Here is a 25,434-nt window from a genome sequence, read left to right as displayed (position 1 = left end):
GAAGTAAAATGAACAACGAATTTGAAGGATTTGCAGCAACCCCTGAACTGACGCTGGAACCTTTCCAGGAGCAAAAACAGGCAGTAGAGGTCGTGGAGAAAGAAGAAGTAGTATTTGATGACAACATATTGACGGATGAAGAAAGACGGGCAGTCGATAACTTTGCAAACCAGATCGACCTGACCAATTCTTCCGTTATTCTTCAGTATGGGGCAGGCACACAGAAGAAGATGGCGGACTTTTCTGAGACGGCGCTGGAGAACGTTAAGACGAAAGACCTGGGGGAAATCGGAGACCTTTTGTCTGGCGTAGTGAAAGAGCTGAAGGATTTTGATGAAGAGGAAGAGAAGGGGTTCCTGGGGATATTTAAGAAGACTTCTAACAAAATAAATGCCATGAAGTCAAAGTATACTAAGGCGGAGACAAACATTAACCAGATATGTAAAGTACTTGAGAACCATCAGGTACAGCTGTTAAAAGATATTGCGATACTGGATAAAATGTATGAGGTGAATCTGACCTACTTTAAAGAACTTTCCATGTATATACTGGCAGGAAAAAAGAAACTGCAGGAGGTACGCACCACGAAACTTCCGGAACTGCTGAATAAGGCCCAGAGAGACGGACTGCCGGAGGATGCACAGGCCGCCAGAGACCTGGACTCCATGTGCAACAGATTTGAAAAGAAAATACATGACCTCGAGCTGACCCGCACCATTTCAATCCAGACCGCGCCTCAGATCCGCCTCGTGCAGGGGAATGACACCCTTATGGTTGAAAAGATCCAGTCCACGATCGTAAATACCATACCATTGTGGAAGAGTCAGATGGTTCTGGCTCTCGGTGTGGAGCATTCGGCTCAGGCAGCTGCTGCCCAGCGCGAAGTGACAGACATGACAAATCAGCTGCTGCGTAAGAATGCCGAGAAACTGAAAATGGCAACAGTTGAAACTGCCAAAGAGTCAGAACGCGGTATTGTAGACATTGAAACGCTGAAGATGACGAACGAATCTCTGATTTCTACGCTCGACGAAGTGATGCACATCCAGCAGGAGGGCAGACAGAAACGCCGTGAGGCAGAGCAGGAGATGATGCGTCTGGAGGGCGAGCTGAAACAGAAGCTGCTGCAGGTTCAGGGATAAGATGACGTTACTGTATAAGTCCGCAGGGAATGAAAGGTAACGTAACAGGACAGACTTTCCTGAACTGATACAAGGCGAAGCCGTCAGGATCAAGATTAGCGGAGCAGAATCCCTTGACAAAGAGAGGGTTTTCGAGTAGAATCACAGTTACTACAGGCGATGAACGGGAATAGTATATGCAGGAAACGATACAGAGAGGAGGCCGTTAGGTGTGAGGCCTTTGCGGAGAATGTATAGAACCGGCCCGGGAGCTGCTGTGTGAAAGCACGGCGTAGAACCGGCGTTAACGGTGTTTGAGTGAGCTGCGTCAGGGGATGCAGTTAATTAGGGTGGTACCGCCGAGACTTTCGGTCCCTTTTTGGAGGGGAAGAAGGTCCCGGCGTTTTTGTATATTTAAGTATACCCAAAGGGCATCCCGTAACTCATGCCCTGCGGGCGGATCTGCAGCAAGCTGCAGAATAATGTATAACCGGCATACCAGGGATACCTGAGTATACAAAAACACCGGGACAGCACGACTTTCCAACACATGAAATACGGGGCAGGGGCCCTGGAGAATGGAAAAGGAGACATATTATGGCTAAGGAAAAGAAACTGGTTGAATCAATCACATCAAGAGACGAGGATTTTGCACAATGGTATACAGATGTAGTCCGTGAGGCAAAGCTGTGCGACTATTCGGGAGTAAAGGGATGCCTGAATTATCTGCCCAATGGGTATGCAATCTGGGAGAATATCCAGAGCGGCCTCGACCGGCGGTTTAAAGAGACCGGAGTAGAGAATGTCTATCTTCCTGTTCTGATCCCGGAGGCACTGCTTCAGAAAGAATCGGACCATATTGAAGGATTTGCTCCTGAAGTAGCATGGGTGACCCACGGAGGCCTGGAGAGACTGCAGGAAAGATTCTGCATCAGGCCTACATCAGAGACCATGTTCTGTGATTTGTGGAGCAGAACAGTGCAGTCTTACCGGGATCTGCCGAAAGTATGGAATCAGTGGTGTTCCGTATTGCGCTGGGAAAAGACCACGAGACCGTTCCTGCGTTCCAGAGAATTCTTGTGGCAGGAAGGACATACGATCCATGCAACATACGAAGAGGCGGAGCAGCGGACACTGACCATGCGTGATGTATACAGAGACTTTATTCAGGATGACCTGGCAATTCCCCTGATTTCCGGGCGGAAAACAGAAAGTGAAAAGTTTGCCGGGGCGCAGGACACATACACCGTGGAGGCGCTGATGCACGATGGAAAGGCACTGCAGTCCGCAACAAGCCATTTCTTCGGAAATGCATTTCCGGATGCATTTGACATCAAATATGCGGATAAGAATAACGAGCTGCACAGTGTATATGAGACATCCTGGGGGCTGTCCACCAGAATCATCGGCGCCATTATCATGGTGCACGGCGATGACAGCGGCCTGGTGCTGCCGCCGAGAATTGCACCTGTCCAGACGAGAGTGATTCCGATTGCCCAGCACAAAGAAGGCGTTCTCGAGAAGGCGAACGAGTTGCTTGGCGCCCTGAAGGATGCGGGCTATAAGGCGAAGATCGATGATTCGGAGAAGAGTCCCGGGTGGAAATTCAGTGAGCAGGAGATGCTCGGCATCCCGACCAGAATAGAAATCGGTCCAAAAGACATTGAAAACAATCAGGTTGTAGTAGTCCGGCGCGATACGAGAGAAAAGATCGTCGTATCCATGGATGAGATCACCACAAAACTGGGCGACATTCTGGAAACAATCCAGAAAGATATGTTTGACAGGGCAAAAGCATTTCTGGATGCTCATATAGACAGTGCGGTAACGATGGAAGAAATGAACGAAAAATTCCAGGGCAACCGTGGATTTATCAAAGCAATGTGGTGTGGCGACGAGGCTTGTGAAGACGAAATCAAAACCCAGACAGGCGGTGCATCTTCCAGATGTATCCCGGATGACGAAGAACATCTCTCAGACGTGTGCATCTGCTGCGGAAAACCGGCGAAGCATATGGTCTACTGGGGAAAAGCGTACTAAACTGTTAGGAGGGGCCAGTCCCTTCTGCAAAGGGGGCCGACCCTTTTGCAGAGGGGGCTGACCCCTTTGAACATCAAGAAACAAAAAAGTTCCGTAAAAATCATCGAAAATCCCTTGACTTTCCCGCAAAAACGTAATAAACTAATTTAGCGTGCATAAAAAGGCATTATTTTTTGGCGCGTAAATCAAGATAATTACGATTATCTGCAACCCCTTTCCACATAAGTGAGAAGGAAACGAAAGAATCATAGGAGGTGAAAAAGAATGCCAACATTTAACCAGTTAGTTAGAAAAGGACGTCAGACTTCTGAAAAGAAATCTACAGCACCGGCACTTCAGAAAGGATACAACTCTCTGCAGAAACGTGCTACGAATGTATCTGCACCACAGAAGAGGGGTGTATGTACAGCTGTTAAGACAGCTACACCAAAGAAGCCTAACTCAGCTCTGAGAAAAATCGCCAGAGTTCGTCTCTCTAATGGAATCGAAGTAACAAGCTATATCCCAGGTGAAGGACACAACCTGCAGGAGCATAGCGTTGTTCTGATCCGTGGAGGAAGAGTTAAGGACCTGCCAGGTACAAGATACCATATCGTAAGAGGTACACTTGATACAGCAGGTGTTGCTAAGAGAAGACAGGCTCGTTCTAAATACGGCGCTAAGAGACCAAAAGACGCAAAATAAAAGCGGCTTTTAAAGGTTTGTCTAATTAGCAGATTATGTAACTAAACAGTTAAATCGTATCACAAACAGAACTATGATTATCGAATCTTATTGAACATTAGCAGTTCAATAAGCAAAGGTTGCGGATTTATGCAGGCGCTTATTATCATTCAAAAGATGAAGCGCTGACTTTTATAGATAGGTCCCGCGGCCACGAGCACATGAAGCGCGATTTCCATAGAAAGACACATGTGAGTACCGATGAATTAATCCCGGCAGAGACCGGAAATAATGATTAAGGAGGGAAGGACCGTGCCACGTAAAGGACATACTCAAAAAAGAGATGTATTAGCGGATCCAATATACAACAATAAGGTTGTTACCAAACTTATCAACAACATTATGTTAGATGGTAAGAAGGGTGTAGCACAGAAGATTGTATACGGAGCGTTTGAGAGAGTTGAGGCAAAGGCTGATAAGCCGGCTATCGAGGTTTTCGAGGAAGCAATGAATAATATCATGCCAGTTCTCGAAGTAAAGGCAAGACGTATCGGTGGTGCAACTTATCAGGTGCCGATCGAAGTAAGAGCAGACAGAAGACAGGCTCTTGCACTTCGCTGGTTAACAACCTATTCTCGCAACAGAGGTGAGAAGACAATGGAAGAAAGGCTTGCAAATGAAATTCTGGATGCAGCCAATAACACTGGTTCATCAGTGAAGAAGAAAGAAGATATGCATAAGATGGCAGAGGCAAATAAAGCATTTGCTCACTACCGTTTTTAATTAGGAGGAAAAAATCTTGGCTGGAAGAGAATATCCACTAGAAAGGACCAGGAATATAGGGATCATGGCTCATATCGATGCTGGTAAGACAACATTGACTGAGCGTATCCTGTATTATACTGGTGTAAACTATAAGATAGGTGATACTCACGAGGGTACTGCGACCATGGACTGGATGGAGCAGGAACAGGAGAGAGGTATCACAATTACTTCAGCTGCTACAACATGTCACTGGACTTTGGAAGAAAAGACGCAGCCAAAGCCGGGTGCCCTAGAACATCGAATTAATATTATCGATACACCGGGACACGTTGACTTTACCGTAGAAGTTGAACGTTCACTTCGTGTGCTGGATGGTGCCGTAGGTGTATTCTGTGCTAAGGGCGGTGTTGAGCCCCAGTCAGAAAACGTATGGCGTCAGGCAGACACATACAACGTACCGAGAATGGCGTTCATCAATAAGATGGACATTCTGGGAGCTGATTTCTACAATGCTGTAGAGCAGATCAAGAACAGACTTGGTAAAAATGCAATTTGTCTTCAGCTGCCAATCGGCAAAGAAGACGAATTCAAAGGAATCATCGACTTAATGGAGATGCAGGCTTATATCTATAATGATGATAAAGGCGAAGATATTTCTGTAGTAGAGATTCCGGATGATATGAAAGACGACGCAGAACTGTATCGTACAGAATTAGTCGAGAAGATCTGCGAATTAGACGACGATCTGATGCTGGAATACCTGGAGGGTGAAGAACCTTCTGTTGAAGCACTGAAGGCTGCCCTGAGAAAGGGAACCTGCGAGTGTACAGCTGTTCCGGTATGCTGCGGTACAGCGTACAGAAACAAAGGTGTCCAGAAGTTATTGGATGCAGTGATCGAATATATGCCGGCTCCGACAGATATCCCGCCAATCGAAGGTGTGGATGCGGACGGAAACAACGTGGTGAGACATTCATCTGATGAAGAACCATTCTCAGCACTGGCATTTAAGATTATGACAGACCCGTTTGTAGGTAAGCTTGCTTACTTCAGAGTATACTCCGGTTCCATAAACTCCGGTTCTTACGTGCTGAACGCAACAAAAGGCAAAAAAGAACGTGTTGGACGTATCCTTCAGATGCATGCCAATAAGAGAGCAGAACTGGATAAAGTATATGCAGGAGACATCGCTGCTGCTATCGGATTCAAGTTCACAACAACAGGTGATACAATCTGTAACGAACAGCATCCGGTTATCCTGGAGTCCATGGAATTCCCAGAGCCGGTTATCGAGCTCGCAATTGAGCCAAAGACAAAGGCTTCTCAGGGCAAGCTTGGAGAATCCCTTGCAAAACTTGCAGAGGAAGACCCGACATTCCGTGCACACACAGATAAAGAGACAGGACAGACAATCATCGCAGGTATGGGTGAGCTTCATCTGGAGATCATCGTAGACAGACTTCTGCGTGAATTTAAGGTAGAGGCTAACGTAGGTGCACCGCAGGTTGCTTACAAAGAGTCCTTCACAAAACCTGTAGACGTAGACAGCAAGTATGCAAAACAGTCAGGTGGACGTGGACAGTACGGACACTGTAAAGTTAAATTTGAACCAATGGATGTCAATGGAGAAGAGATTTACAAGTTCGACTCCAGCGTAGTCGGCGGATCGATTCCGAAAGAATATATTCCGGCTGTAGGCCAGGGTATCGAAGAAGCTATGAAGTCCGGTATCCTCGGAGGATTCCCAGTTGTTGGTGTTCATGCGACTGTATATGACGGTTCTTACCATGAAGTCGATTCAAGTGAAATGGCATTCCACATTGCCGGCTCTCTCGCATTCAAAGATGCCATGAGAAAATCATCACCCGTACTTCTTGAGCCAATCATGAAAGTAGAAGTCACAATGCCAGAAGAATATATGGGAGATATCATCGGTGATATCAACTCACGCCGTGGACGTATTGAAGGTATGGATGATCTGGGCGGCGGTAAAATTGTCCGCGCATTTGTGCCATTGTCCGAGATGTTTGGCTATTCCACAGACCTCCGTTCCAGGACACAGGGACGCGGAAACTACTCCATGTTCTTCGAGAGCTACGAGCCGGTACCGAAGTCTGTACAGGAAAAAGTGTTATCCAATAAAAATGCCTAAATATCAGAAAAAGGCTTGAAAAACCCGGCCTTTTGAAATATAATCAGAATTAGCCGAGTAAAAGCGAAAACCAATAAAATGCCCGAAAATGGGCTATATATTAAGGAGGATTATTCAAAATGGCAAAAGCTAAATTTGAAAGAACAAAACCACATGCTAATATTGGTACCATCGGACACGTTGACCATGGTAAAACAACATTAACAGCTGCTATTACAAAGACACTTTCTCAGAGAGTTGCTGGTAACGCAGCAGTTGATTTCGAAAACATTGATAAAGCTCCAGAGGAAAGAGAACGTGGTATCACGATCTCTACAGCTCACGTTGAGTATGAGACAGACAAACGTCACTATGCACACGTTGACTGCCCAGGACATGCTGACTATGTAAAGAACATGATCACAGGTGCTGCTCAGATGGACGGAGCTATTCTTGTAGTAGCTGCTACTGACGGTGTTATGGCTCAGACAAAAGAGCATATCCTTCTGTCCCGTCAGGTAGGTGTACCTTATATCGTAGTATTCATGAACAAATGCGATATGGTAGACGATGAAGAGCTTCTTGAATTAGTAGAGATGGAAATCCGTGAACTTCTTGACGAGTATGAGTTCCCGGGAGATGACACACCGATCATCCAGGGATCAGCTCTGAAAGCTCTTGAAGATCCTTCAGGAGAATGGGGAGACAAGATCATGGAACTTATGGACGCAGTTGACAGCTGGGTTCCAGATCCGCAGCGTGATACAGACAAGCCATTCCTGATGCCTGTAGAGGACGTATTCTCTATCACAGGACGTGGTACAGTTGCTACAGGTAGAGTAGAGCGTGGTACACTTCATGTATCTGATGAAGTTGAGATCATCGGTATCCACGAAGACATCAAGAAAACTGTTGTAACAGGTATCGAGATGTTCCGTAAACTGCTTGATGAGGCTCAGGCTGGAGATAACATCGGTGCTCTGCTTCGTGGTGTTCAGAGAACTGAAATCGAAAGAGGACAGGTTCTGATCAAACCAGGTACAGTACAGTGCCACAAGAAATTCACAGCTCAGGTATACGTTCTGACAAAAGATGAAGGTGGACGTCATACACCATTCTTCAACAACTACAGACCACAGTTCTACTTCAGAACAACAGACGTAACAGGTGTTTGCGATCTGCCGGACGGAGTTGAGATGTGCATGCCTGGAGATAACGTAGAGATGACAATCGAACTGATTCACCCGGTAGCTATGGAAGAGGGTCTTGGATTCGCTATCCGTGAAGGTGGACGTACAGTTGGATCAGGAAAAGTTGCTAAGATTCTTGATTAATCATTGATTTCATAGCACTGAATTATAATAAAAATACCGCAATCCTTGAGTATTCAAGGGTTGCGGTTTTTTTGTTAAAATGCAAATCAATTCTACAACCGATAGATCAACACATAACAATGATTTTTCTCGGTGTAGTCTGAGGCGGAATACTCCGTGTAGTATTGCTATAGAACACAATCAGGTTTCGTCCGCCGATGGTACAGTTAAAACGCTGTCCATTCCCCGTTACAACATTCGTTGAAGGACCGAGATTTAACTGCAGTGACTGATCAGCCGCCAGCAGATTCCGGTCGAAGAACCCATAAGCAATCTGTTCATTGCGCATTGTAAGACTGATAACAGCCGCTCTGTACTGCGGAGGGTAGATGAGCGGTACAGGCTGATTTGGATCAAAGAATGCAGTGACACGCATGCCTGGCAGTAAAAAAGTATTGTTCACAATGTAAGTATCGGGAGAGGATACAAAGTTAACAGGACCATTATCTGTCATCAGACTGATGAGCTGGGAGCAGCATTCTCCGGAAAATGGTGTAATGTTTCGAATCATACCGGTGATTGGAGTATAAATTGTATTAGCCATAAATAAAAATTCCTTTTTTATTAGTATATGCAGAAATTTTCTTGTTGCAAATCATATTTGTCGGCTGCAGTCCAAGTGAATGTATGGGGAACGGACAGAGCAGACGTTGATACGGCGGTGGGCGGACAGGTGATGAAATTTGTGACTGTCCTGTGACAAAGTGTTAGCGAAGACGGAAAATACGCCTGTTTTAATGGCTCATTTAGTGTGGTAATATTAACCTGTGCATGTTATACTTATCTATAAAGGATTTATTAAGTATGTGGGAAAGGGAGCGTTTTTGTACAGGGGGGGCCTGGGTTACAAAGGCACAGGGCAAATGGAATGAAAGCAAAATGGAAGTATGCTCTTCTTGGTTTTTTTCTTGCCATGGATCTTCTAATTGTGTTTGTGTTACGTTCGGTTTATAGTACGCAGTCTTATGGGCAGTTAATTAACTATGTCGGTATTGTCCGAGGCGCTACCCAGCGCCTCGTGAAGCTGGAAATGAACAATCGGCCCAGCGATAGTTTGATTACATATCTGGACGACATTATGGACAATCTGAGTGCGGGCGAAGGCAAATATGGTCTGATCCTTCCTGACGATAAAGAATACAGGGCATCCCTGGGGGAACTGGAAACTAAATGGGCAGGCCTGAAAGAAGATATCTATAATTACCGGGGCGGGTATACGGATGGAAAAGTTCTGCTTGAAAACAGTGAGGTTTATTTTAATCAGGCGAACGAAACGGTGTTTGCAGCGGAGGCATATTCGAAACACCGTACGGCGAACCTTCTTCGGATGACGGTTGTGCTGATTATCTGTATTGTACTTATCTGGCTTCTGATTTTCTGGTCCAGCCTCAGAAAGATGCTGAATCTGGAGTATGTGAATAAAAGCCTGGAGGATAAAGCAGGACGGGATATCCTGACGAATGTTTATACAGTGGATAAATTTAAAAATGCTGCACAGGAGCTTCTGGATGAGAACAGCGGGTTGAAATACGCTGTCTTTTATGTGGATTTTGCAGATTTTAAGTATATAAATGATGTATTCGGCTATGAATGGGGAGACCGTATACTGAAAGAATATGGCGGCATACTGGAACAAGACCTGGATGAAAAAGAGGTAGTCGGGCGGGTCAATGCCGATAACTTTGTGATCTTAAGACACTATGAAACGAAAAAAGATGTCCTGAACCGTCAAAAGGAGGCGGATAAAAAGATTACAGATTATATGCGTAATTCCGGAAACAGACATATCTTATCTGTCTGCTGCGGGCTCTGCTGTCTTGAGGATGTAATAGAGAGCCTGAAAATAGAAGGCCTGATGGACCGGGCAAATTTTGCCAGAAAGGCTGTCAAGACGGGCAAGTTTGACAGATACCGCTTTTATAACGAGAGTATTCGCCGGCAGTTGTTTCACGAAAAAGATATTGAAAGCTGTATGGGCAGTGCGCTTGAGAATAAAGAATTTAAAGTCTACTATCAGCCAAAAGTGGATCTGAAGACAAACCAGATTGTCTGTTCAGAGGCGCTGGCACGCTGGCAGAAGGCGGATGGCACAGTCATTCCACCAAGTGATTTTATCCCTGTCTTTGAAAAAAATTACACAATACCTCTTCTGGACAGATATATTTTTGAGGAAGTCTGCAGGTGGCTGAGGCATCTGCTGGATGATGGACTGCAAGCGCTTCCGGTCTCAGTTAATGTATCCCGCCTCCAGTTCTATAACAGCGATTTTGTCAGCATCTACACAGAGATACGGGATAAGTATAACATCCCCCCCAGTCTTCTGGAGATCGAGTTTACGGAGACCATTCTGTTTGATAACTGGGATGAGCTGAGCAAGATCGTTGAGGATCTTCACAGCGCCGGGTTCTCCAGTTCCATCGATGATTTTGGAAAAGGATATTCTTCACTTAGTACGGTGCAGAATCTGAATGTTGACGTCCTGAAAATAGATGCTGCTTTTTTCCCGAATATCACGTCTAAAGAAAAGGACAGGCTCCTTGTAGAGGGGATTATTAAGCTGGTGAAGCAGTTTGGAGTGGTAACAGTGGCTGAGGGAATCGAGACGGAGGAACAGGCGGAAGTACTGCGCGGCATTGGCTGTGATATGATACAGGGATATGTCTTCTACAGGCCGATGCCGGAACAAGACTACGAAAGCCTGCTTTTTGAGAAGAACAGCGGTGAGACAGAGGCGGCAAAAAGAACTGCTCAGGATAACGCGGTAGAGGACGGATTGCTGCACGAGGGAAAAGCGTGCGGACAAATCAGCGCAGATCAGGGAGTGTATTACCAGGATAATGGAGAATTTGCATGAAGGGGTTAGGAACAATTGTCAATGTTGCAGCTGTAATTGCAGGCAGCGGGATTGGTTTACTGATTAAAAACGGATTAAGGCAGCGCTTTCAGGATATCCTGATGCAGGCATGCGGTATTGCAACTATTTTTATTGGAATAGGCGGGGCACTTACCGGGCTGCTCAAGATTACCCCGCAAGGGGCGCTGGAGACGCAGAATACCATGCTTCTTGTATTTTCTCTGGTACTTGGAAGCCTTCTGGGAGAAGCACTGAATATAGAACTGCATATGGAACATCTGGGAGATACCTTGAAAGCCCTTGTAAATGCTAAGAAAGATACCCAGTTTGTGAACGGATTCGTTACGGCTACACTGGTGATTTGTATCGGAGCAATGGCAATCGTAGGCTCTATACAGGATGGACTGACAGGCGACTATACGATGCTCCTGGCCAAATCGCTTCTGGATTTTGTGATTGTGATGGTATTCGCATCCACATTGGGAATTGGGGTGATGTTTGCTGCGATTCCTCTGGGGGTCTATCAGGGAGGAATTACCCTGGGGGCTTCGTTGATATCGGGCTACATGAACGAGACACTGATTTCGAATCTGTCCTGCATAGGTTCCGTCCTTATATTCTGTGTCGGTGTGAATCTGGCGTTTAAGAAGATGATCAAGGTGGGGAACATGCTCCCGGCAATATTGGTGCCTATCGTATATAACTTTCTTACATTTCTACATTAAATTTATACCAATGTTGGTATCAGATAAAGATATGGACTTCTGGCAGGTGTATATACCGGCCGGGGGTCCATATGCTTTTTCGGCTCTTATGGAAAAAGCATGGAAAACACTGGATTTTATAGGGCTCTATTATTGTAACCCCGGAAAAGATGAGTTATAATGAAAGCAAACGAAATTATTATGATACCAATGAAACCGAGGTCTAGAGAGATGCCAAATGTAACAATCAACGATATAGCCCGATGTGCAGGTGTATCTAAAGCAACTGTGTCACGTGTACTGAATCATCCGGACGTAGTTGATGAGAAAACGAGGAAAACAGTCCAGCGGGTGATGGAGGAGAAAAATTACCGTCCTTCGGTGACGGCGAGAAATCTGTCGAACAGGAAATCCAGTACAATCGGAGTAATACTGCCGCAGGTGGACAATATGTTTTTTGGCGAAATGCTTCGCGGTATGATACACGTTGCCGATAAAAATGAACTGACCATCATGTGCTTTAATTCGGATGACAGTAAGAAAAAAGATCTGCAGACATTGGAGATTCTGGCCGGACACAGAGTACGGGGGTTGATCTACGTACCGGCAGTTTCCTATGAGGAAAAGAACGAGAGAAAAGTACTGAACCGCTACCTGCGTACTCTGGATGCACCGGTGGTTATTGCCGACAGGAACATAGATCTGCCGGTAGACGGCGTGTTTTTTGATGACAGCGCGGCGATGTACGAAGCAACACGTGAAGTGATTGAGGCGGGGCATACAAGGATTGCAATCATTAACGGGACGCAGGAAAGGGTGCTGGGCAGGCAGCGGCAGAGTGGATTCGAGAGGGCAGTGGAAGAGGCCGGACTGACCATACCGGAGGAATATATTATGCTCGGGGATTATAGCATACAGAGCGCCTATATGATGACAAAAGAGATGATGAAGCTTCCGGTTCAGCCGACGGCAGTAATTACCTGCAATAATGATACTACAAAGGGATTTCTGGAGGCGGTGTATGAGAGCGGCAGGTCAATACCTTTAGACTACAAGAACGTATCCCTTGATAAGATGGAGATGCTGAATATCCTGGGAATTCCCTACAATTACATAGAGCGGGACGCATATCAGATGGGGCAGAAAGCCCTGGAACAGCTGATTAACCGCATTGCATTTCCAGACAGGGCTTACCGGCATATTATTATTGAATCCCCATTCGTAAAGCAGAGCCTTTAAAAGAAGATAAAAATGAACCATCAGAGACGGTTTGTGCAGATTACACAATGTAAAATAAGATGCATAGCCGTATGCTGATGGTTTTTTTGTGGGATTTTATGAAATTAGAAAATAAAAAGCCAGTTCATTGACAAATGGTGTGGAAAGGAGTTATATTTATAACAACTTGTAACCGGTTACAGCAAAATGGAGTGTACAAAATTTTTTTAATACCTTAAATATGGGCATTTATTGCCATATATAACTAATATTAATAAAGCGGTTACATAAAATATCGATTATGGCAGGAGGAATCATCTTGAAAATTATTATGGGTGCCGATCCGGCAGGTTTTGAACTGAAGAATGCGATCAAAGCAGATTTGCTAAAGAAAGGCTACGATATTACAGATATAGATCCGGAGGCTCCCGTGCTGTTCCAGGAAGCGGCAGTCGCGGTGGCACAGGGCGTTCAGAGCCGGGAATACGACAGGGGCATTGCGATATGCGGTACGGGTATGGGAGTCAGCATTATATGCAACAAGCACAGAGGCGTCTATGCGGCCCTGTGTGAAAGCCTGTATCAGGCCAGGAGGGCCAAAGCGGTGAATAATACGAATGTATTGTGCATGGGCGGTTTTATCATAGGCAATGAAATGGGGATCGAGATGGCCAACGCCTGGCTGGAAGCAGAGCATATGTCAGGCCTCACACCGGAGATGGCCAGAATTGTGGAAAAGGAATATGATCAGCTGGTAGAATTTGAAAAAACGGTATATCCAAATGAGGAGGGGCAGCAATGAAGAAGATATCACCATCCATGATGTGTGTGGAAATCGACAAACTGAATGAATATTTGAAAATATTTGAAGAAGAAAAAATAGAATACCTCCATATTGACATTATGGATGGTGAATATGTGCCCAATTATACGCTGGGGACGGATTATGTACGGCAGCTCCGAAAGACAACAGATATACCGCTGGACGTACATCTTATGATAAATAATCCGGAAAGGAAAATTGCGTGGTTTGATTTCCAGGAGGGGGAGTATGTCTCTGTCCACGCCGAGAGCACACAGCATCTGCAGAAGGCACTTCAGGCTATCAGGGCCACAGGTGCAAAGCCAATGGTTGCGATTAATCCTTCGACAAGAGTGGAGGAACTCCAGTACGTCCTGGATGACATGGACGGTCTTCTTGTTATGACCGTAAATCCGGGGTTTGCGGGACAAAAGGCAATCCCGCAGACGATCCAGAAGATCGAAGACTGCAGGAACTATCTTGACGAACGGGGATATAAGCATATAGAGATTGAGGTTGATGGAAACGTAAGTTATGAACTGGCAGGGGAAATGTCTAAAAAACATGCGGATATCTTTGTGGCCGGATCTTCCAGCTTCATGAATGGGATTGATGGAATGCGGGAGGGGATTCGGCTTATGCGGCGGGTTATTGCGGCGGATTGACTTGCAGAAGGGGGACGCCGCTTGAACCGAATACAGGGCTGGCTTAAAACGGGACAGGACTGTAAGCTGGAGTAAAGGAAAAGAGACGAAAAACCGGGACAACCTGGGCACATCACCCGAAGCCTGATGGCTTCGCGCGCTGGGCCCAGGAAAACTTGTAATTCGGAATTACAAGTTTTGTCCCGGTTTTTCGTCTCTTTTCCTTAACTCCAGCTAACAGTCCTTTTACGTTTTTAGCCAGCCCTGTATTCGGTTCAAGCGGCTGGTTCATCATGACGGAAATGTGGCCGCATATGGAGGGAGCGCGGAACGGGGGCGGCGGATGGAGTTGGATGTGACGGGGGAGAATTGTAGGAATGAGGGACATTTTTCGAGTTGTTTTTCAGAAACCGCTTTCTTTTTGGGGGAATATGGGGGATGATGTCGAAATATGGAGGATAATGGAAAGATAAAAATATGTCGATTATTTTGTAAAATATATACAAAAATGTGGTGCTAAAAACATTAAAAACGACGAAAGTATGAGGGAAATGTGATGAGGGGTTGACGAGGGGGAGGTTGTGTGCAATAATGATTTTACTGAAACCGGTTACAAACATTCAGCGGGGGAAATGAAATATGCCTAAAGAATTTACGATCAATGATATTGCAAAAGAGGCGGGCGTTTCGAAGGCGACAGTGTCGCGGGTGTTGAATGAATCAGCTTCCGTTAAGACGGAGACAAAGGAACGGGTTCTGGAGATAATGGAGAAGCGCCATTTTTCTCCTTCGGCTACGGCCCGGAACCTGTCGAGGCAGAGCTCGAATACGATCGGTGTGATAGTACCGGAGGTTGATAACCCGTTTTTCGGGGAGATGCTCAGGGGGATCACGGAGATCGCAGACAAATACAATTATACTTTAATCTGCTGCAATTCAGATGACAGCGCGGACAAGGATAAGAAAGCGCTGCTGATGCTGAAGGAGCACAGAGTGAGGGGGCTGCTTTACACACCGGCGGTTGATTATACAACCAGGGAACAGCAGAGAGAGATCAACAAGCTTTTGAAAGATCTGAACGCCCCAATCGTGATTATGGACCGCCAGACGGACAGTCTGGAGGAGTATGACGGAGTTTTTTTTGATGATGAGAAGGGCCTGTATGAGGCCACGATGGCTTTGATCAGGGCGGGGCACACGAAGATCGGCCTTCTGAATGCGACGATGGACAGGGTATTGGCCAGGGTTCGCTACAAAGGTTATGAGAGAGCCATCCACGATGCAGGTATTCCTCTGGAGAAGCGGTACATATTTGAAGGGGATTACCGGATGACGAAAGCATATAAGCTTTCCAAAAAGCTGCTTTCTATGGAGGACCGCCCCACCGCAGTGCTAACCTGTAACAACAGAACCAGCCTCGGCTTTCTGAAAGCACTCTATGAAAGGGACGAGCGTCTGTCAAGAGATATTGCATGTATCGGGCTGGACAGAATTGAGGCATTCGATGTGATTCACAACAAGTTCAACTATATTGAGCGGGATGCCAGCCAGATGGGCCGTCAGGCAATACGGCTTCTAAATGACAGGATCGCATATCCCGAGAGGCCGCTGAAGCAGATCATACTGACGCCGGTCTTAAGGATTCAGGAATTATGAGAATGGAGGTTAATATGGGAGACAGATTTAAAGAATTATCGTCTATGGCGATGAAAGAACTGACAGAAGTATTTGACAGAATGGATGATTCCAATGTAAGAGATCTTCTGGAACTCATAAAGAAAACAGACAGGATATTCCTGCTGGCAGCGGGAAGGGAAGGACTGTCTACCCGGTCCTTTGCCATGAGGCTGATGCATCTTGGCAAGCAGTCTTACTGGATCTGGGATGATACCACACCGTCCATCGGAGAGGGAGACCTGATGATCTGTGCATGCGGCTCCGCGAATGTGGGTCATGAGAATTATATAGCAAAGATGGCGAAAGACAACGGCGCCGCACTGGCGTTGATAACGCCGTCAAATGAAGGTTATCTCTTATCTATTGCAGACCTGACAGTAAGTGTGCCGGCAGCGGCTTATAAAGCCACCGGGGATTTTGTTCCTACAGAGCAGCTGATGGGAAATCTCTTTGAACAGGCACTCTTTATTCTCTATGATGTGCTGGTTATGATGCTGAGAGAAGAGATGGGAATCAGCAAAGAAGAGATGGTCAGCAGACACCGGAATGTAGAATAATGTCTGCAGCAACAATGCCCGTAATGGGCCATGCGAAAGCATGGAGCGATCACATAAATTTTTTCAAAAAAGGAGGAAAAATGTTATGAAAAATCTCAAGAAATTTGTCGCAATCATGGCAGCGGCAGCAATGACACTCTCAATGGTGGCATGCAGCAGTGAAAAAACCACCACGTCCTCAGACACAAAGAAGGAAACGAAAGAGACCACAACGGAAGACAAAGGAAGCAGTACTGATTTGTTTGATATTGCAAATTACAAGTCTGACAAAGACAAGTCTGAATGGACAATCGCAGTTGTAACAAAGGATAATACAGCAAACTGGTTCAAACGGATGGAAATCGGTGTTAACGAATTTGGTGAAGAGACCGGAATCAACGTAATCCAGAAAGGACCGGCTAACGCAGATGCAGCTTCTCAGGTACAGGTTATTGACGATTTGATCAACCAGGGCGTTGACGCACTTTGCGTAGTGCCGATCGATCCGGGCGCAATCGAAGCATCCCTGAAGAACGCTATGGAGCAGGGCATCGTAGTTATCACACACGAAGCTTCCAACCAGAAGAACACATTATTTGATACCGAAGCATTTACAGCGGACGATTTCGGTGCAGCAATCATGGATGCTCTTGCAAAAGACATGGGCGAAAAAGGCAAATATGCTATGATGGTTGCTTACACAACATCTACAACTCATATGGAATATGCGAATGCGCAGTACAAACGTCAGCAGGAAGCATATCCGGAAATGGAACTGATCAATGACGGTGCAATCCCATCAGCAGAATCAGAAGAATCCATTGATACATCCTATGAAAGAGCAAAAGAAATCCTGAAAGCAAATCCGGATCTGAAAGGCTTCACAGGTGTTGCATCTACAGACTGCCCAGGTATCGCTAAGGCTGTAGAGGAACTCGGACTGGACGTTAAGGTTGTTGGTGTTGGTACACCGAACGAATTTAAGCCATACGTAGAATCAGGAACGATCTCCACAATCAAACTGTGGGATCCAAAAGACTCCGGATACGTTATGTGTAAAGTTGCTTCTATGATTCTTGCAGGCGAGGAAGTAGGAGACGGAACCGACCTTGGAATCGACGGATACAACAAGATCACTTTGGTTGAAGGCGACAACAGATGCCTCATCGGACAGGCTGACCTTACAATTACAAAAGACAACATCAACGACTACGATTTCTAAATTTTATAAATGGAAATCAGACTTGCCGGACGGCAGCTGAAGGTAAGTGAGTTTTGGAAAAACAGTAATAATCGCACATCTTACATCCGTGTGGGATGTGCGGTTTTTTTCCAGACTGGGGTAACGTAAGTGAAAAGTGGTGGATTATTTACGTTACCCCAGTGAGGACAGAAAGGCAAGGTGACATGATGGGAAGTGAAAATATCCTTTGTGTAAAAGGAATTAAGAAATCATTTGGCGGTGTCCATGCTCTCAAAGGTGTGGATCTGACAATTAAGCGGGGGGAAACGCATTGTCTGGCAGGTGAAAATGGATGTGGAAAATCTACCATTATCAAGGTCATTTCCGGGTTCTACAAACCGGACGCAGGTTCTATAGAAGTGGATGGAAAAGGCTTTCCGATCATGACACCTGCAGAGGCTATCAAGGCCGGAATCCAGGTTATCTACCAGGATTTTTCAATCTTCCCGAATCTGACAGTAATTGAAAATCTGGCATTTAACCAGGTACTGGCGAATAAGAAGAAACTGGTCAACAAAAAGGAGTTCCGCAGGATTGCAGAAGAAGCAGTGCGAAAAATTAATTTCGATGTGGATCTGGACGCGCTGGTTGAGACGCTTCCGGTTGCCGATAAACAGCTGATTGCAATCTCAAGAGCACTGCTCGATAATGCAAAACTGATTATCATGGATGAGCCCACAACCGCTCTGACCAAGAAAGAAGTAACCAGGCTCTTTGAGATTATCACAGATCTGAAAAAGAATGGCGTAACAATCCTCTTTGTATCCCATAAGCTGGATGAAGTGTTTGAGATCTCAGACAGCATTACAATCCTCAGAAATGGCGAAAACGTCATCAGTTGTCCTACAAAAGAGATGACAGAGGAAAAGTTTGCTTACTACATGACAGGACGTCATTTTGATACGCAGGTTGTAAAAGAAGTAAATGAAAACAAGTACGGTGATGTGGTTATGGAAGCAAGAAACCTTACCGCTCCCGGATTTGAGAACGTAAGCTTCGAACTGCATCAGGGAGAGATCCTGGGCGTCACAGGGCAGTTGGGATCCGGACGTACGGAACTGTCTCTGGCATTATTCGGAATGCTCAAGCCAACAGGCGGACAGCTGCTGGTGGATGGAAAAGAAGTGCATATCAAGAGTGTATCAGCAGCCCAGAAACTGGGGATTGCCCTTGTTCCTGAGGACCGTCTGACAGAAGGGCTCTTCCTTCCCCAGTCGATTATCCGGAATATCACGGTCAGCAAGATGGACCAGCTGGCTAATAAAGCCGGCATTCTGAGCAGCAAAAAGGTTGAGGAAGAATCCGCGAAATGGGTGAAGGATATCGGGGTTGCCACCAAGAATCACGAATTCCCGGTTCAGACCCTCTCAGGAGGAAATCAGCAGAAGGTCGTACTCGGCAGATGGCTTGCGAACCACCCTAAAGTATTAATTCTGAACGGACCTACAGTAGGCGTGGATATCGGCGCTAAATATGATATCCATAAACTGCTGAGAGAACTGGCTGCAAGCGGTATGGCAATTATTGTTGTATCCGATGACGCGTCAGAAGTAATTGCAACCTGTGACAGGGCACTGGTCATGCAGGCGGGACATGTGACAGGCAATCTGTCGGCTGACGACCTGAATGCGGGCACGCTTGCACAGGCTACGGTCTAGGGAAGGGGTGAAGTGCAAATGAATAAATTTTTCAAGAGATTGATTAAGCAGACAGAATTTTATGTGTTTTTAATCATTGTAGTTCTGTCACTTGTAATACAGGCTAGATCCGGATTGTTTTTTGCGAACAATAATATTGTGGACCTGCTCCGTTCCATGATAGTTCCGTCTATCTACGCAATCTGTGCGCTGCTGGCTTTTGTCAGCACTGGTCCGGATGTATCCTTTCCGCTGATTGCGGCTCTGAGCAGTTACCTGGCTCTGACCGTAACGAATAGTCTGGGGCTGGATGGCGCACCGTGGATCATTACATTTATTATCGGCATTGTATTTGGATGTATCATGGGAGCGCTCAACGGAATCATTATTGTAAAGTATAAATTTCCAAGTCTGATTGTAACACTGGGTACCAGCTCCATTTTCAGCGGAATCCTGCTGGGGGCTTTCGAGGCAGAGAGAATGGACCTGCCGGCGAATCTTGCAGCATTTGGAAAAGCGTCTTTATTAACAGTTAAGAACGCAAAAAGCGGGCTGGGTTCTACACTGCCGATGACATTTGTCATTATGATTGTTATTTACGTCATTGCCTACCTGATTCTGAATAAAACAGTTGTTGGACGTGGTGTGTATGCAATCGGCGGCGACGAAGTATCCGCAGAGAGAGCCGGATTTAACGTGAAGGGAATCCGTTTCGGAATCTTCGTAGTAAACGGCGGTATAGCTGCAGTGGCAGGGCTCTGTTATGCAGTCATGTCCATGAGATATCTGCCGACGGAGTATGCGGGCGGTGAGATGATCGTTATTGCGGCCATCATTCTGGGCGGCACGAGAATGACGGGCGGTATCGGAACCCTGAAGGGATGCCTGCTCGGAACACTGCTTCTGACGATGGTATCCAACAGTCTGATTCTTCTTGGAATCTCTGTTTACTGGCAGAAGGTATTTATTGGAGCCATTATTATCATAGGTACGGCAATCTCTGCAATTCAGAGCCATGCCGGCGCCAAGGTAAAGACCAGGTTAAAGAAGGAGGCGGCATAATATGAAAAAAATGGACAGTAACATCAAACGTTTATTAATAATACTTGTTGCTTTCATCGTGATAGCCTGTGTTACAAAGCCAAGTGAGTTTATCAAGATCGGGAACTTCCAGACCATGGCAAAACAGCTTTCCGAGTATGGGCTGATGGCAATTGGTGTAGGGATCTGTATGATTTCCGGAGGAATTGATTTGTCTACCGTATATATCGCAAATCTCTGCGGTATTATCGCAGGGCTGATGATGCAGGGGAACGGAAGTATTGCATTGGCAATCCTTGTTGCTTTGATTGTCGGAATGATCTGCGGTGCATTCAATGGATTTTTGGTATCTTACCTTAAAATACCAGCAATGCTGGCTACGCTGGGAACCTACCAGCTGTTCATGGGAATTGCGATTATATTCTCCGGCGGCAGTACGGTAAGCGGTATTCCCGAAGGATATACCGGCTTTGCGACTACAGCGCTGTTCGGTTATGTGCCGCTCTCTTTTGTAGTATTTTTGATATTGATTGTGGTCATGACATTTATTATGAGCAAGACAAAATTCGGAACAAGAGTATACCTTGTCGGAACAAATGAAAAAGCGGCCAAATTTGCAGGTATCCACTGTAATGCCGTATTAATTCGTACCTATATGCTCTCCGGCCTGGTATCCGCAGTGGCAGGGCTTCTGAGTCTTGCAAGAATCAACTCTGCAAAAGCAGATTTCGGAAGCAGTTACACGATGCAGTGTATCCTGATTGCAGTGCTGGGCGGTGTGAATCCGAATGGCGGCTTCGGCACCATTCCCGGAATCGCCGTTGCGGTAGTCATACTTCAGATGATGTCATCCTATCTGAATATGTTCCCAAGCATCAGCAACTACTACAGAGATTTAATCTGGGGTATAGCTTTGATTGGTGTTCTGATTATCAATTTCGTCCTTGACAAGAGAAGAAATCAGAGGCTGAGTAAAATCAGCTGATATATTCTGCGGGTTCCTCAAATGTATATTGCAGTGAGGCCCCGCAGTTATCAGTTAAGGATTGGAAATAAAGTGAATCGGTCAGGAGGATGTTATGGAGAAACCGAAAATATTAGTTGTGGGCAGCATGAATATGGATCTTTTCGTGGAGGGGGCAAATTCCATACCGGGATTCGGAGAGTCCATTATGTGCGGCAATTATGGATATGCTACAGGCGGAAAGGGGTCCAACCAAGCCATTGCGGCAGCTCTTCAGGGAGCGGATGTTACGATGGTGGGACGGCTCGGCGAAGATACGAACGGGGAGTCCCTGAAAAACGAGTTGAAAAAAGCCGGAGTCCATACGGAGTATATTGTAACTGACAAAGAGAAGCAGACAGGACTTGCGCTGATGCTGTTGAATTCTGACGGGCGCTATGTTTCTTATGTAGCACTGGGAGCGAATGGCAGCATATGCGCGGAAGACGTTAAGGCGGCTTTAGAGGCGGAAAAGTTCGATATGGTAATTATGCAGCTGGAGATGCCTCAGGAGACCGTATATCGTACATATGAACTGGCAAAAGAGCGGGACATTCCCGTGTTCCTGGATGCGGGGCCTGCGATGAGTATCCCTCTGGAGCGGCTGCAGGGGCTCTATATCTTATCCCCCAACGAGGCGGAGACAGAGGCGCTGACGGGGATCAATCCCGATACGGAGGAACGCGCCGTTGAAGCAGCAAAATGGCTGTATGATCAGGCGCGCCCCCAGTATGTGATTCTAAAACTGGGGTCCCGCGGTGCTTTACTCTATGACGGGAAGGCAGCGGAACTGATTCCGTGCTTTCAAGTAAAAGCAGTCGATTCCACTGCTGCAGGAGATACATTCGGCGCGGCGCTGGCCATCCGCCTGTGCAAGGGCGACAGTATGAAGGACGCCATCCGTTTTGCGCATGCGGCTGCGGGAATCTGTGTATCCCGCATGGGGGCGCAGGTATCTATCCCGAAAGAAGCAGAAGTGGCAGCATTTTTGGAGAAAGAAGGCGGTTCCCATGGAAAAGAAACAGTATAAGGAAATGCATGATGTGATCATAGAGGAGTGTGGATGCGCGCTGGAGGCAATCGATGCCGATGATGTGCTCCGTTATATCGGGATGATCCAAAGCGCTGAAAAAGTATTTTTTGTCGGTGTGGGAAGGGTTCTGCTGTCATTGGAGGCTATGGCAAAACGATATGCCCATCTGGGGATACGGGCCGTAATCGTAGGTGAGATAACAGAGCCGGCTATTACCCCCCGGGATGTTCTGGTGGTAGGTTCCGGGAGCGGAGAAACACTGTTTCCCGCTGGAATCGCGAGAAAGGCAAAGGCGGCGGGGGCAAAGGTAATCCATATCGGAAGTAATCCGTCAAGCGGTCTACGGGATGTTGCAGACCTGTTTCTGCGGATTCCGGTGGAGAGCAGGGCGAAGATGGAAGATGAGATTCATTCCAGACAGCCCATGACGTCCCTGTTTGAGCAGGCTCTGCTGCTCTTTGGCGATACGACGGCAATGATGATGATCGAAGATAAAAAGATTGACCTGGATGGACTCTGGGAATATCATGCCAATCTGGAATAACCGAATGTAAGCAAGAAGGATACAGTAAAAAATTATAATAGGAGGAACAGGAAATGAAAGGATTAATTAAACAGATAGCTATCTTGGTGGAAGATGTGGACAAGGCAATGCAGAATTACTGGGATATTCTTGGGATCGGACCATGGGATGTGCGCCATTTCCGTCCGGACACATGCCATGATTTCTATGTGAACGGCGAGCTTCAGACAGAAGGTTTTGACTTTATCTGCGCTGTCTGCTGGCATGAGGACATTGAACTGGAACTGATCCAGCCAATCGAAGGGCCGAATGTATATTGGGATACGCTGAAAAGAAAAGGTTCCTGCCTGCATCATTTCAAGGTGGTCATTCCGGATAATGATGAGCTGAAGGCTTATGTGGAAGAGCTGGAGGCAAAGGGAATGAAAGTCATGCAGACCGGATGGATTGATAACGATGTCCATTATTATGTGGACTCAGAGGATAAGCTTGGGTTTATTCTGGAACTGGGCAATGGCGGAGCGATCGGAGAACCGGATTACCGTTACCCTGCAGAATAGTATATGTTCCAAAGCAGTTTATTACCGTAAAAGAGCATTCATAGTAACAGTTCAGACGGCTGCCTGAACTGTTGCCATTCATAAAAGGAGAAAAGCATGAAACTACAATTGGCACTGGATGATTTGACAATGGATGAAGCGCTGGAGCTGACAGAGAAGGTGCGGGAGCATATTGACATCATAGAGATCGGAACTCCGTTTGTTTATCAGGAGGGGATGCGCGCGGTTCAGATATTTAAGGAGCGCTTTCCCGATAAAGAAGTGCTGGCGGATATGAAGATTATGGATGCCGGATATTACGAGGCAGAAGAAGCCCTGAAAGTTGGTGCAGACTATGTAACCGTTCTGGGCGTAACAGATAACCTGACAATTAAGGGATGCATTGACGCGGCGGAGCATTATGGTAAAGAGATTGTGGTGGATATGATCTGCGTTGCGGATATGCCGAAGCGCATCCGTGAGCTGGAGGAACTGGGGGCACATGGAATGGCCGTGCATGTGGGGACAGACCAGCAGGCAGCGGGACGCAAACCTATTGATGACCTGCGTGTCATGGCAAAGCACTGCGAGAAGGCAAAAATCTCTGTTGCCGGCGGCATCAGCCCTGAGACGACTCCGGAATATGCGGCTTTAAAGCCTGAGGTACTGATTGTGGGAAGCGGGATTGCACATGCGGCAGACCCGGCCGGCGCAGCAAAGGCGATTAAAGACAGTATGAAGGAGTGTGAATAGAATGGCAGAAGCAGTGATTTTGAAAAAAATTCTGGAAGAATTGATGGAAAATGCGAAACAGATCCGGCAGGAGGAGCTGGAACAGTTTGCAGACAAGATTCAGGAAGGTAGCCGCATATTTGTTGCAGGCGCAGGCCGTTCCGGGTTTGTGGCAAGGGCATTCTCCAACCGTCTGATGCACCTTGGGCTTACCGTTTACTTCGTGGGTGAACCTACTACACCTTCGATCCAGAAGGGAGATCTGCTGGTTATCGTGTCCGGCTCAGGGGAAACCGGCAGCTTGAAGGTGATGGCAGATAAGGCGAAGAAACAGGGAGCAATGGTTGCGGTAATTACTATTTTCCCGCAGGCATCTATCGGCAGTATGGCGGATGCGGTGATCCAGGTTCCTGGTGTGACACCGAAAAGTGAACTGGAGACTTCGACTACATCTGTACAGCCTATGGGAAATGCATTCGAGCAGACAACATGGCTGATCTGTGATAATATAATCATGATTTTGATGGAGCGTATGGGAAGGACCCAGGAAGAGATGTTCTCTTTGCACGCGAATCTGGAATAGGAATTGCATCCCAGACAATATGTAAATCGGGTTTTAGTCGGCTAGCTTTAGCCTGGTCGACGAACGGGGACGCTTCATGACAGGGAGGCCGGGGAGGCGCTGGGGCTGTATATGCCGTTGCGATATGCACCCGTGCTGCTAAGTGTTTCTAGAACAGCCGCTGCCGGCTAGGCGGGTACGCTGAACACATCACGGGAAATCTGATGATTTCCCGCGCTGGGTTCAGCAAACACTTGATTCGGAGATCAAGTGTTTCCCCGCCTATCTGGCAGCGGCTGTTCAAGAATCACTAAGCGCATTCCAGCATTTCGCAACGGCATATACAGCCCCAGCACCTCCCCGGCCTCCCTGTCATAAAGCTGGCTCATCCAATGAGCAGGAAAACTCGCCAACCGGGTGGGATCCCCAACCAGGGCAGCGGATGTGAATTGGCTATGCGTATTTTTTTATCTTCAAGATGTGTATTGAATAATTTTGATACTGGAACCGTATCCCCTTGCTTATGTACACCTACTGGGGACATAAAAGTCCCGCCAATTCTATATCCATACGCTGCCCCCGTTTGAGGCCCC

23 protein-coding genes and 1 other annotated feature are annotated in these 25,434 nt (G+C 46.6%); of the genes, 22 read left to right on the top strand and 1 reads right to left on the bottom strand.

The genetic code is table 11. The annotated features are described in order from the left end of the window. Window positions 1-8: 8 nt before the first annotated feature. From ARB69_RS08075 to tuf, 6 genes are all read left to right on the top strand, one after another. On the top strand, window positions 9-1,142 hold the full coding sequence (locus ARB69_RS08075; protein ID WP_050641921.1) for a toxic anion resistance protein: 1,134 nt from the start codon (window positions 9-11) through the stop codon (window positions 1,140-1,142). Between the two features lie 150 nt (window positions 1,143-1,292). Beyond that, window positions 1,293-1,501 (top strand) — a binding site (T-box leader). Between the two features lie 217 nt (window positions 1,502-1,718). Beyond that, window positions 1,719-3,161 (top strand): proline--tRNA ligase, encoded by a 1,443-nt coding sequence (gene proS / locus ARB69_RS08070; RefSeq protein ID WP_025654559.1) that lies wholly within the window; start codon window positions 1,719-1,721, stop codon window positions 3,159-3,161. A 264-nt stretch (window positions 3,162-3,425) separates the two neighbouring features. Then, on the top strand, window positions 3,426-3,845 hold the full coding sequence (rpsL, locus tag ARB69_RS08065; protein ID WP_009001705.1) for a 30S ribosomal protein S12: 420 nt from the start codon (window positions 3,426-3,428) through the stop codon (window positions 3,843-3,845). A gap of 291 nt (window positions 3,846-4,136) precedes the next feature. Then, entirely contained in the window at window positions 4,137-4,607 is a 471-nt protein-coding gene (rpsG, locus tag ARB69_RS08060) for a 30S ribosomal protein S7 (protein ID WP_025654560.1), read from the top strand. A 16-nt stretch (window positions 4,608-4,623) separates the two neighbouring features. Then, window positions 4,624-6,741 carry an elongation factor G gene (gene fusA, locus ARB69_RS08055; protein WP_050641920.1) on the top strand — a complete coding sequence of 706 codons (2,118 nt, stop codon included), beginning with the start codon at window positions 4,624-4,626 and terminating at the stop codon, window positions 6,739-6,741. Window positions 6,742-6,860: 119 nt separating this feature from the next. Continuing rightward, the gene (tuf, locus tag ARB69_RS08050; RefSeq protein WP_025654562.1) at window positions 6,861-8,054 is read left to right on the top strand and encodes an elongation factor Tu; all 1,194 of its coding nucleotides are present in this window, start codon (window positions 6,861-6,863) and stop codon (window positions 8,052-8,054) included. Between the two features lie 106 nt (window positions 8,055-8,160). Here the strand turns inward: tuf and ARB69_RS08045 are convergent, their stop codons facing one another. After that, window positions 8,161-8,637, bottom strand: a complete 477-nt coding sequence (locus ARB69_RS08045) for a hypothetical protein (protein WP_055152512.1) — start codon at window positions 8,635-8,637, stop codon at window positions 8,161-8,163. Window positions 8,638-8,961: 324 nt separating this feature from the next. Here ARB69_RS08045 and ARB69_RS08040 point away from each other — a divergent pair, with 324 nt between their 5' ends. From ARB69_RS08040 to hxlB (ARB69_RS07965), 16 genes are all read left to right on the top strand, one after another. Beyond that, a complete protein-coding gene (locus ARB69_RS08040) occupies window positions 8,962-10,947 on the top strand; it encodes a putative bifunctional diguanylate cyclase/phosphodiesterase (RefSeq protein WP_070102368.1) in 1,986 nt (661 codons plus the stop codon). Further along, window positions 10,944-11,672, top strand: a complete 729-nt coding sequence (locus ARB69_RS08035; RefSeq protein WP_050641918.1) for a DUF554 domain-containing protein — start codon at window positions 10,944-10,946, stop codon at window positions 11,670-11,672. The genes ARB69_RS08040 and ARB69_RS08035 overlap by 4 nt, the downstream gene beginning before the upstream one ends. A 159-nt stretch (window positions 11,673-11,831) precedes the next feature. Continuing rightward, on the top strand, window positions 11,832-12,890 hold the full coding sequence (locus ARB69_RS08030) for a LacI family DNA-binding transcriptional regulator (RefSeq protein WP_242857562.1): 1,059 nt from the start codon (window positions 11,832-11,834) through the stop codon (window positions 12,888-12,890). A gap of 298 nt (window positions 12,891-13,188) precedes the next feature. Then, window positions 13,189-13,671, top strand: a complete 483-nt coding sequence (locus tag ARB69_RS08025) for an RpiB/LacA/LacB family sugar-phosphate isomerase (protein ID WP_242857561.1) — start codon at window positions 13,189-13,191, stop codon at window positions 13,669-13,671. After that, the gene (locus tag ARB69_RS08020) at window positions 13,668-14,336 is read left to right on the top strand and encodes a ribulose-phosphate 3-epimerase (RefSeq protein WP_055152510.1); all 669 of its coding nucleotides are present in this window, start codon (window positions 13,668-13,670) and stop codon (window positions 14,334-14,336) included. Before ARB69_RS08025 ends, ARB69_RS08020 begins: the two co-directional genes overlap by 4 nt. 618 nt (window positions 14,337-14,954) lie before the next feature. Then, window positions 14,955-15,971, top strand: a complete 1,017-nt coding sequence (locus ARB69_RS08015; protein WP_050641916.1) for a LacI family DNA-binding transcriptional regulator — start codon at window positions 14,955-14,957, stop codon at window positions 15,969-15,971. A 14-nt stretch (window positions 15,972-15,985) separates the two neighbouring features. After that, window positions 15,986-16,549 carry a 6-phospho-3-hexuloisomerase gene (hxlB, locus tag ARB69_RS08010; protein WP_070102373.1) on the top strand — a complete coding sequence of 188 codons (564 nt, stop codon included), beginning with the start codon at window positions 15,986-15,988 and terminating at the stop codon, window positions 16,547-16,549. Window positions 16,550-16,634: 85 nt separating this feature from the next. Continuing rightward, window positions 16,635-17,750: an autoinducer 2 ABC transporter substrate-binding protein gene (locus ARB69_RS08005; protein ID WP_055152506.1), complete on the top strand. Its 1,116-nt coding sequence runs from the start codon at window positions 16,635-16,637 to the stop codon at window positions 17,748-17,750. A gap of 185 nt (window positions 17,751-17,935) precedes the next feature. Then, window positions 17,936-19,429 (top strand): sugar ABC transporter ATP-binding protein, encoded by a 1,494-nt coding sequence (locus ARB69_RS08000; RefSeq protein ID WP_055152503.1) that lies wholly within the window; start codon window positions 17,936-17,938, stop codon window positions 19,427-19,429. An 18-nt stretch (window positions 19,430-19,447) separates the two neighbouring features. Further along, on the top strand, window positions 19,448-20,470 hold the full coding sequence (locus tag ARB69_RS07995; RefSeq protein ID WP_055152501.1) for an ABC transporter permease: 1,023 nt from the start codon (window positions 19,448-19,450) through the stop codon (window positions 20,468-20,470). 1 nt (window position 20,471) lies between these two features. After that, window positions 20,472-21,434: an ABC transporter permease gene (locus tag ARB69_RS07990; RefSeq protein ID WP_050641911.1), complete on the top strand. Its 963-nt coding sequence runs from the start codon at window positions 20,472-20,474 to the stop codon at window positions 21,432-21,434. Between the two features lie 94 nt (window positions 21,435-21,528). Beyond that, window positions 21,529-22,482 (top strand): ribokinase, encoded by a 954-nt coding sequence (locus ARB69_RS07985; RefSeq protein WP_050641910.1) that lies wholly within the window; start codon window positions 21,529-21,531, stop codon window positions 22,480-22,482. Next, on the top strand, window positions 22,463-23,029 hold the full coding sequence (locus ARB69_RS07980; protein ID WP_050641909.1) for an SIS domain-containing protein: 567 nt from the start codon (window positions 22,463-22,465) through the stop codon (window positions 23,027-23,029). The genes ARB69_RS07985 and ARB69_RS07980 overlap by 20 nt, the downstream gene beginning before the upstream one ends. 53 nt (window positions 23,030-23,082) lie before the next feature. After that, a complete protein-coding gene (locus ARB69_RS07975) occupies window positions 23,083-23,568 on the top strand; it encodes a VOC family protein (RefSeq protein ID WP_050641908.1) in 486 nt (161 codons plus the stop codon). Window positions 23,569-23,664: 96 nt separating this feature from the next. After that, the gene (gene hxlA, locus ARB69_RS07970; protein ID WP_050641907.1) at window positions 23,665-24,300 is read left to right on the top strand and encodes a 3-hexulose-6-phosphate synthase; all 636 of its coding nucleotides are present in this window, start codon (window positions 23,665-23,667) and stop codon (window positions 24,298-24,300) included. 1 nt (window position 24,301) lies between these two features. After that, the gene (gene hxlB / locus ARB69_RS07965) at window positions 24,302-24,862 is read left to right on the top strand and encodes a 6-phospho-3-hexuloisomerase (RefSeq protein ID WP_050641906.1); all 561 of its coding nucleotides are present in this window, start codon (window positions 24,302-24,304) and stop codon (window positions 24,860-24,862) included. Window positions 24,863-25,434 lie beyond the last annotated feature (572 nt).

The sequence above is a fragment of the Faecalicatena contorta genome (assembly GCF_001404335.1).
Taxonomy (GTDB): Bacteria; Bacillota; Clostridia; order Lachnospirales; family Lachnospiraceae; genus Faecalicatena; species Faecalicatena contortus_B.
The sequence above is the reverse complement of the archived record's forward strand: the minus strand, read 5'-3'. Positions and strand labels throughout refer to the sequence as shown.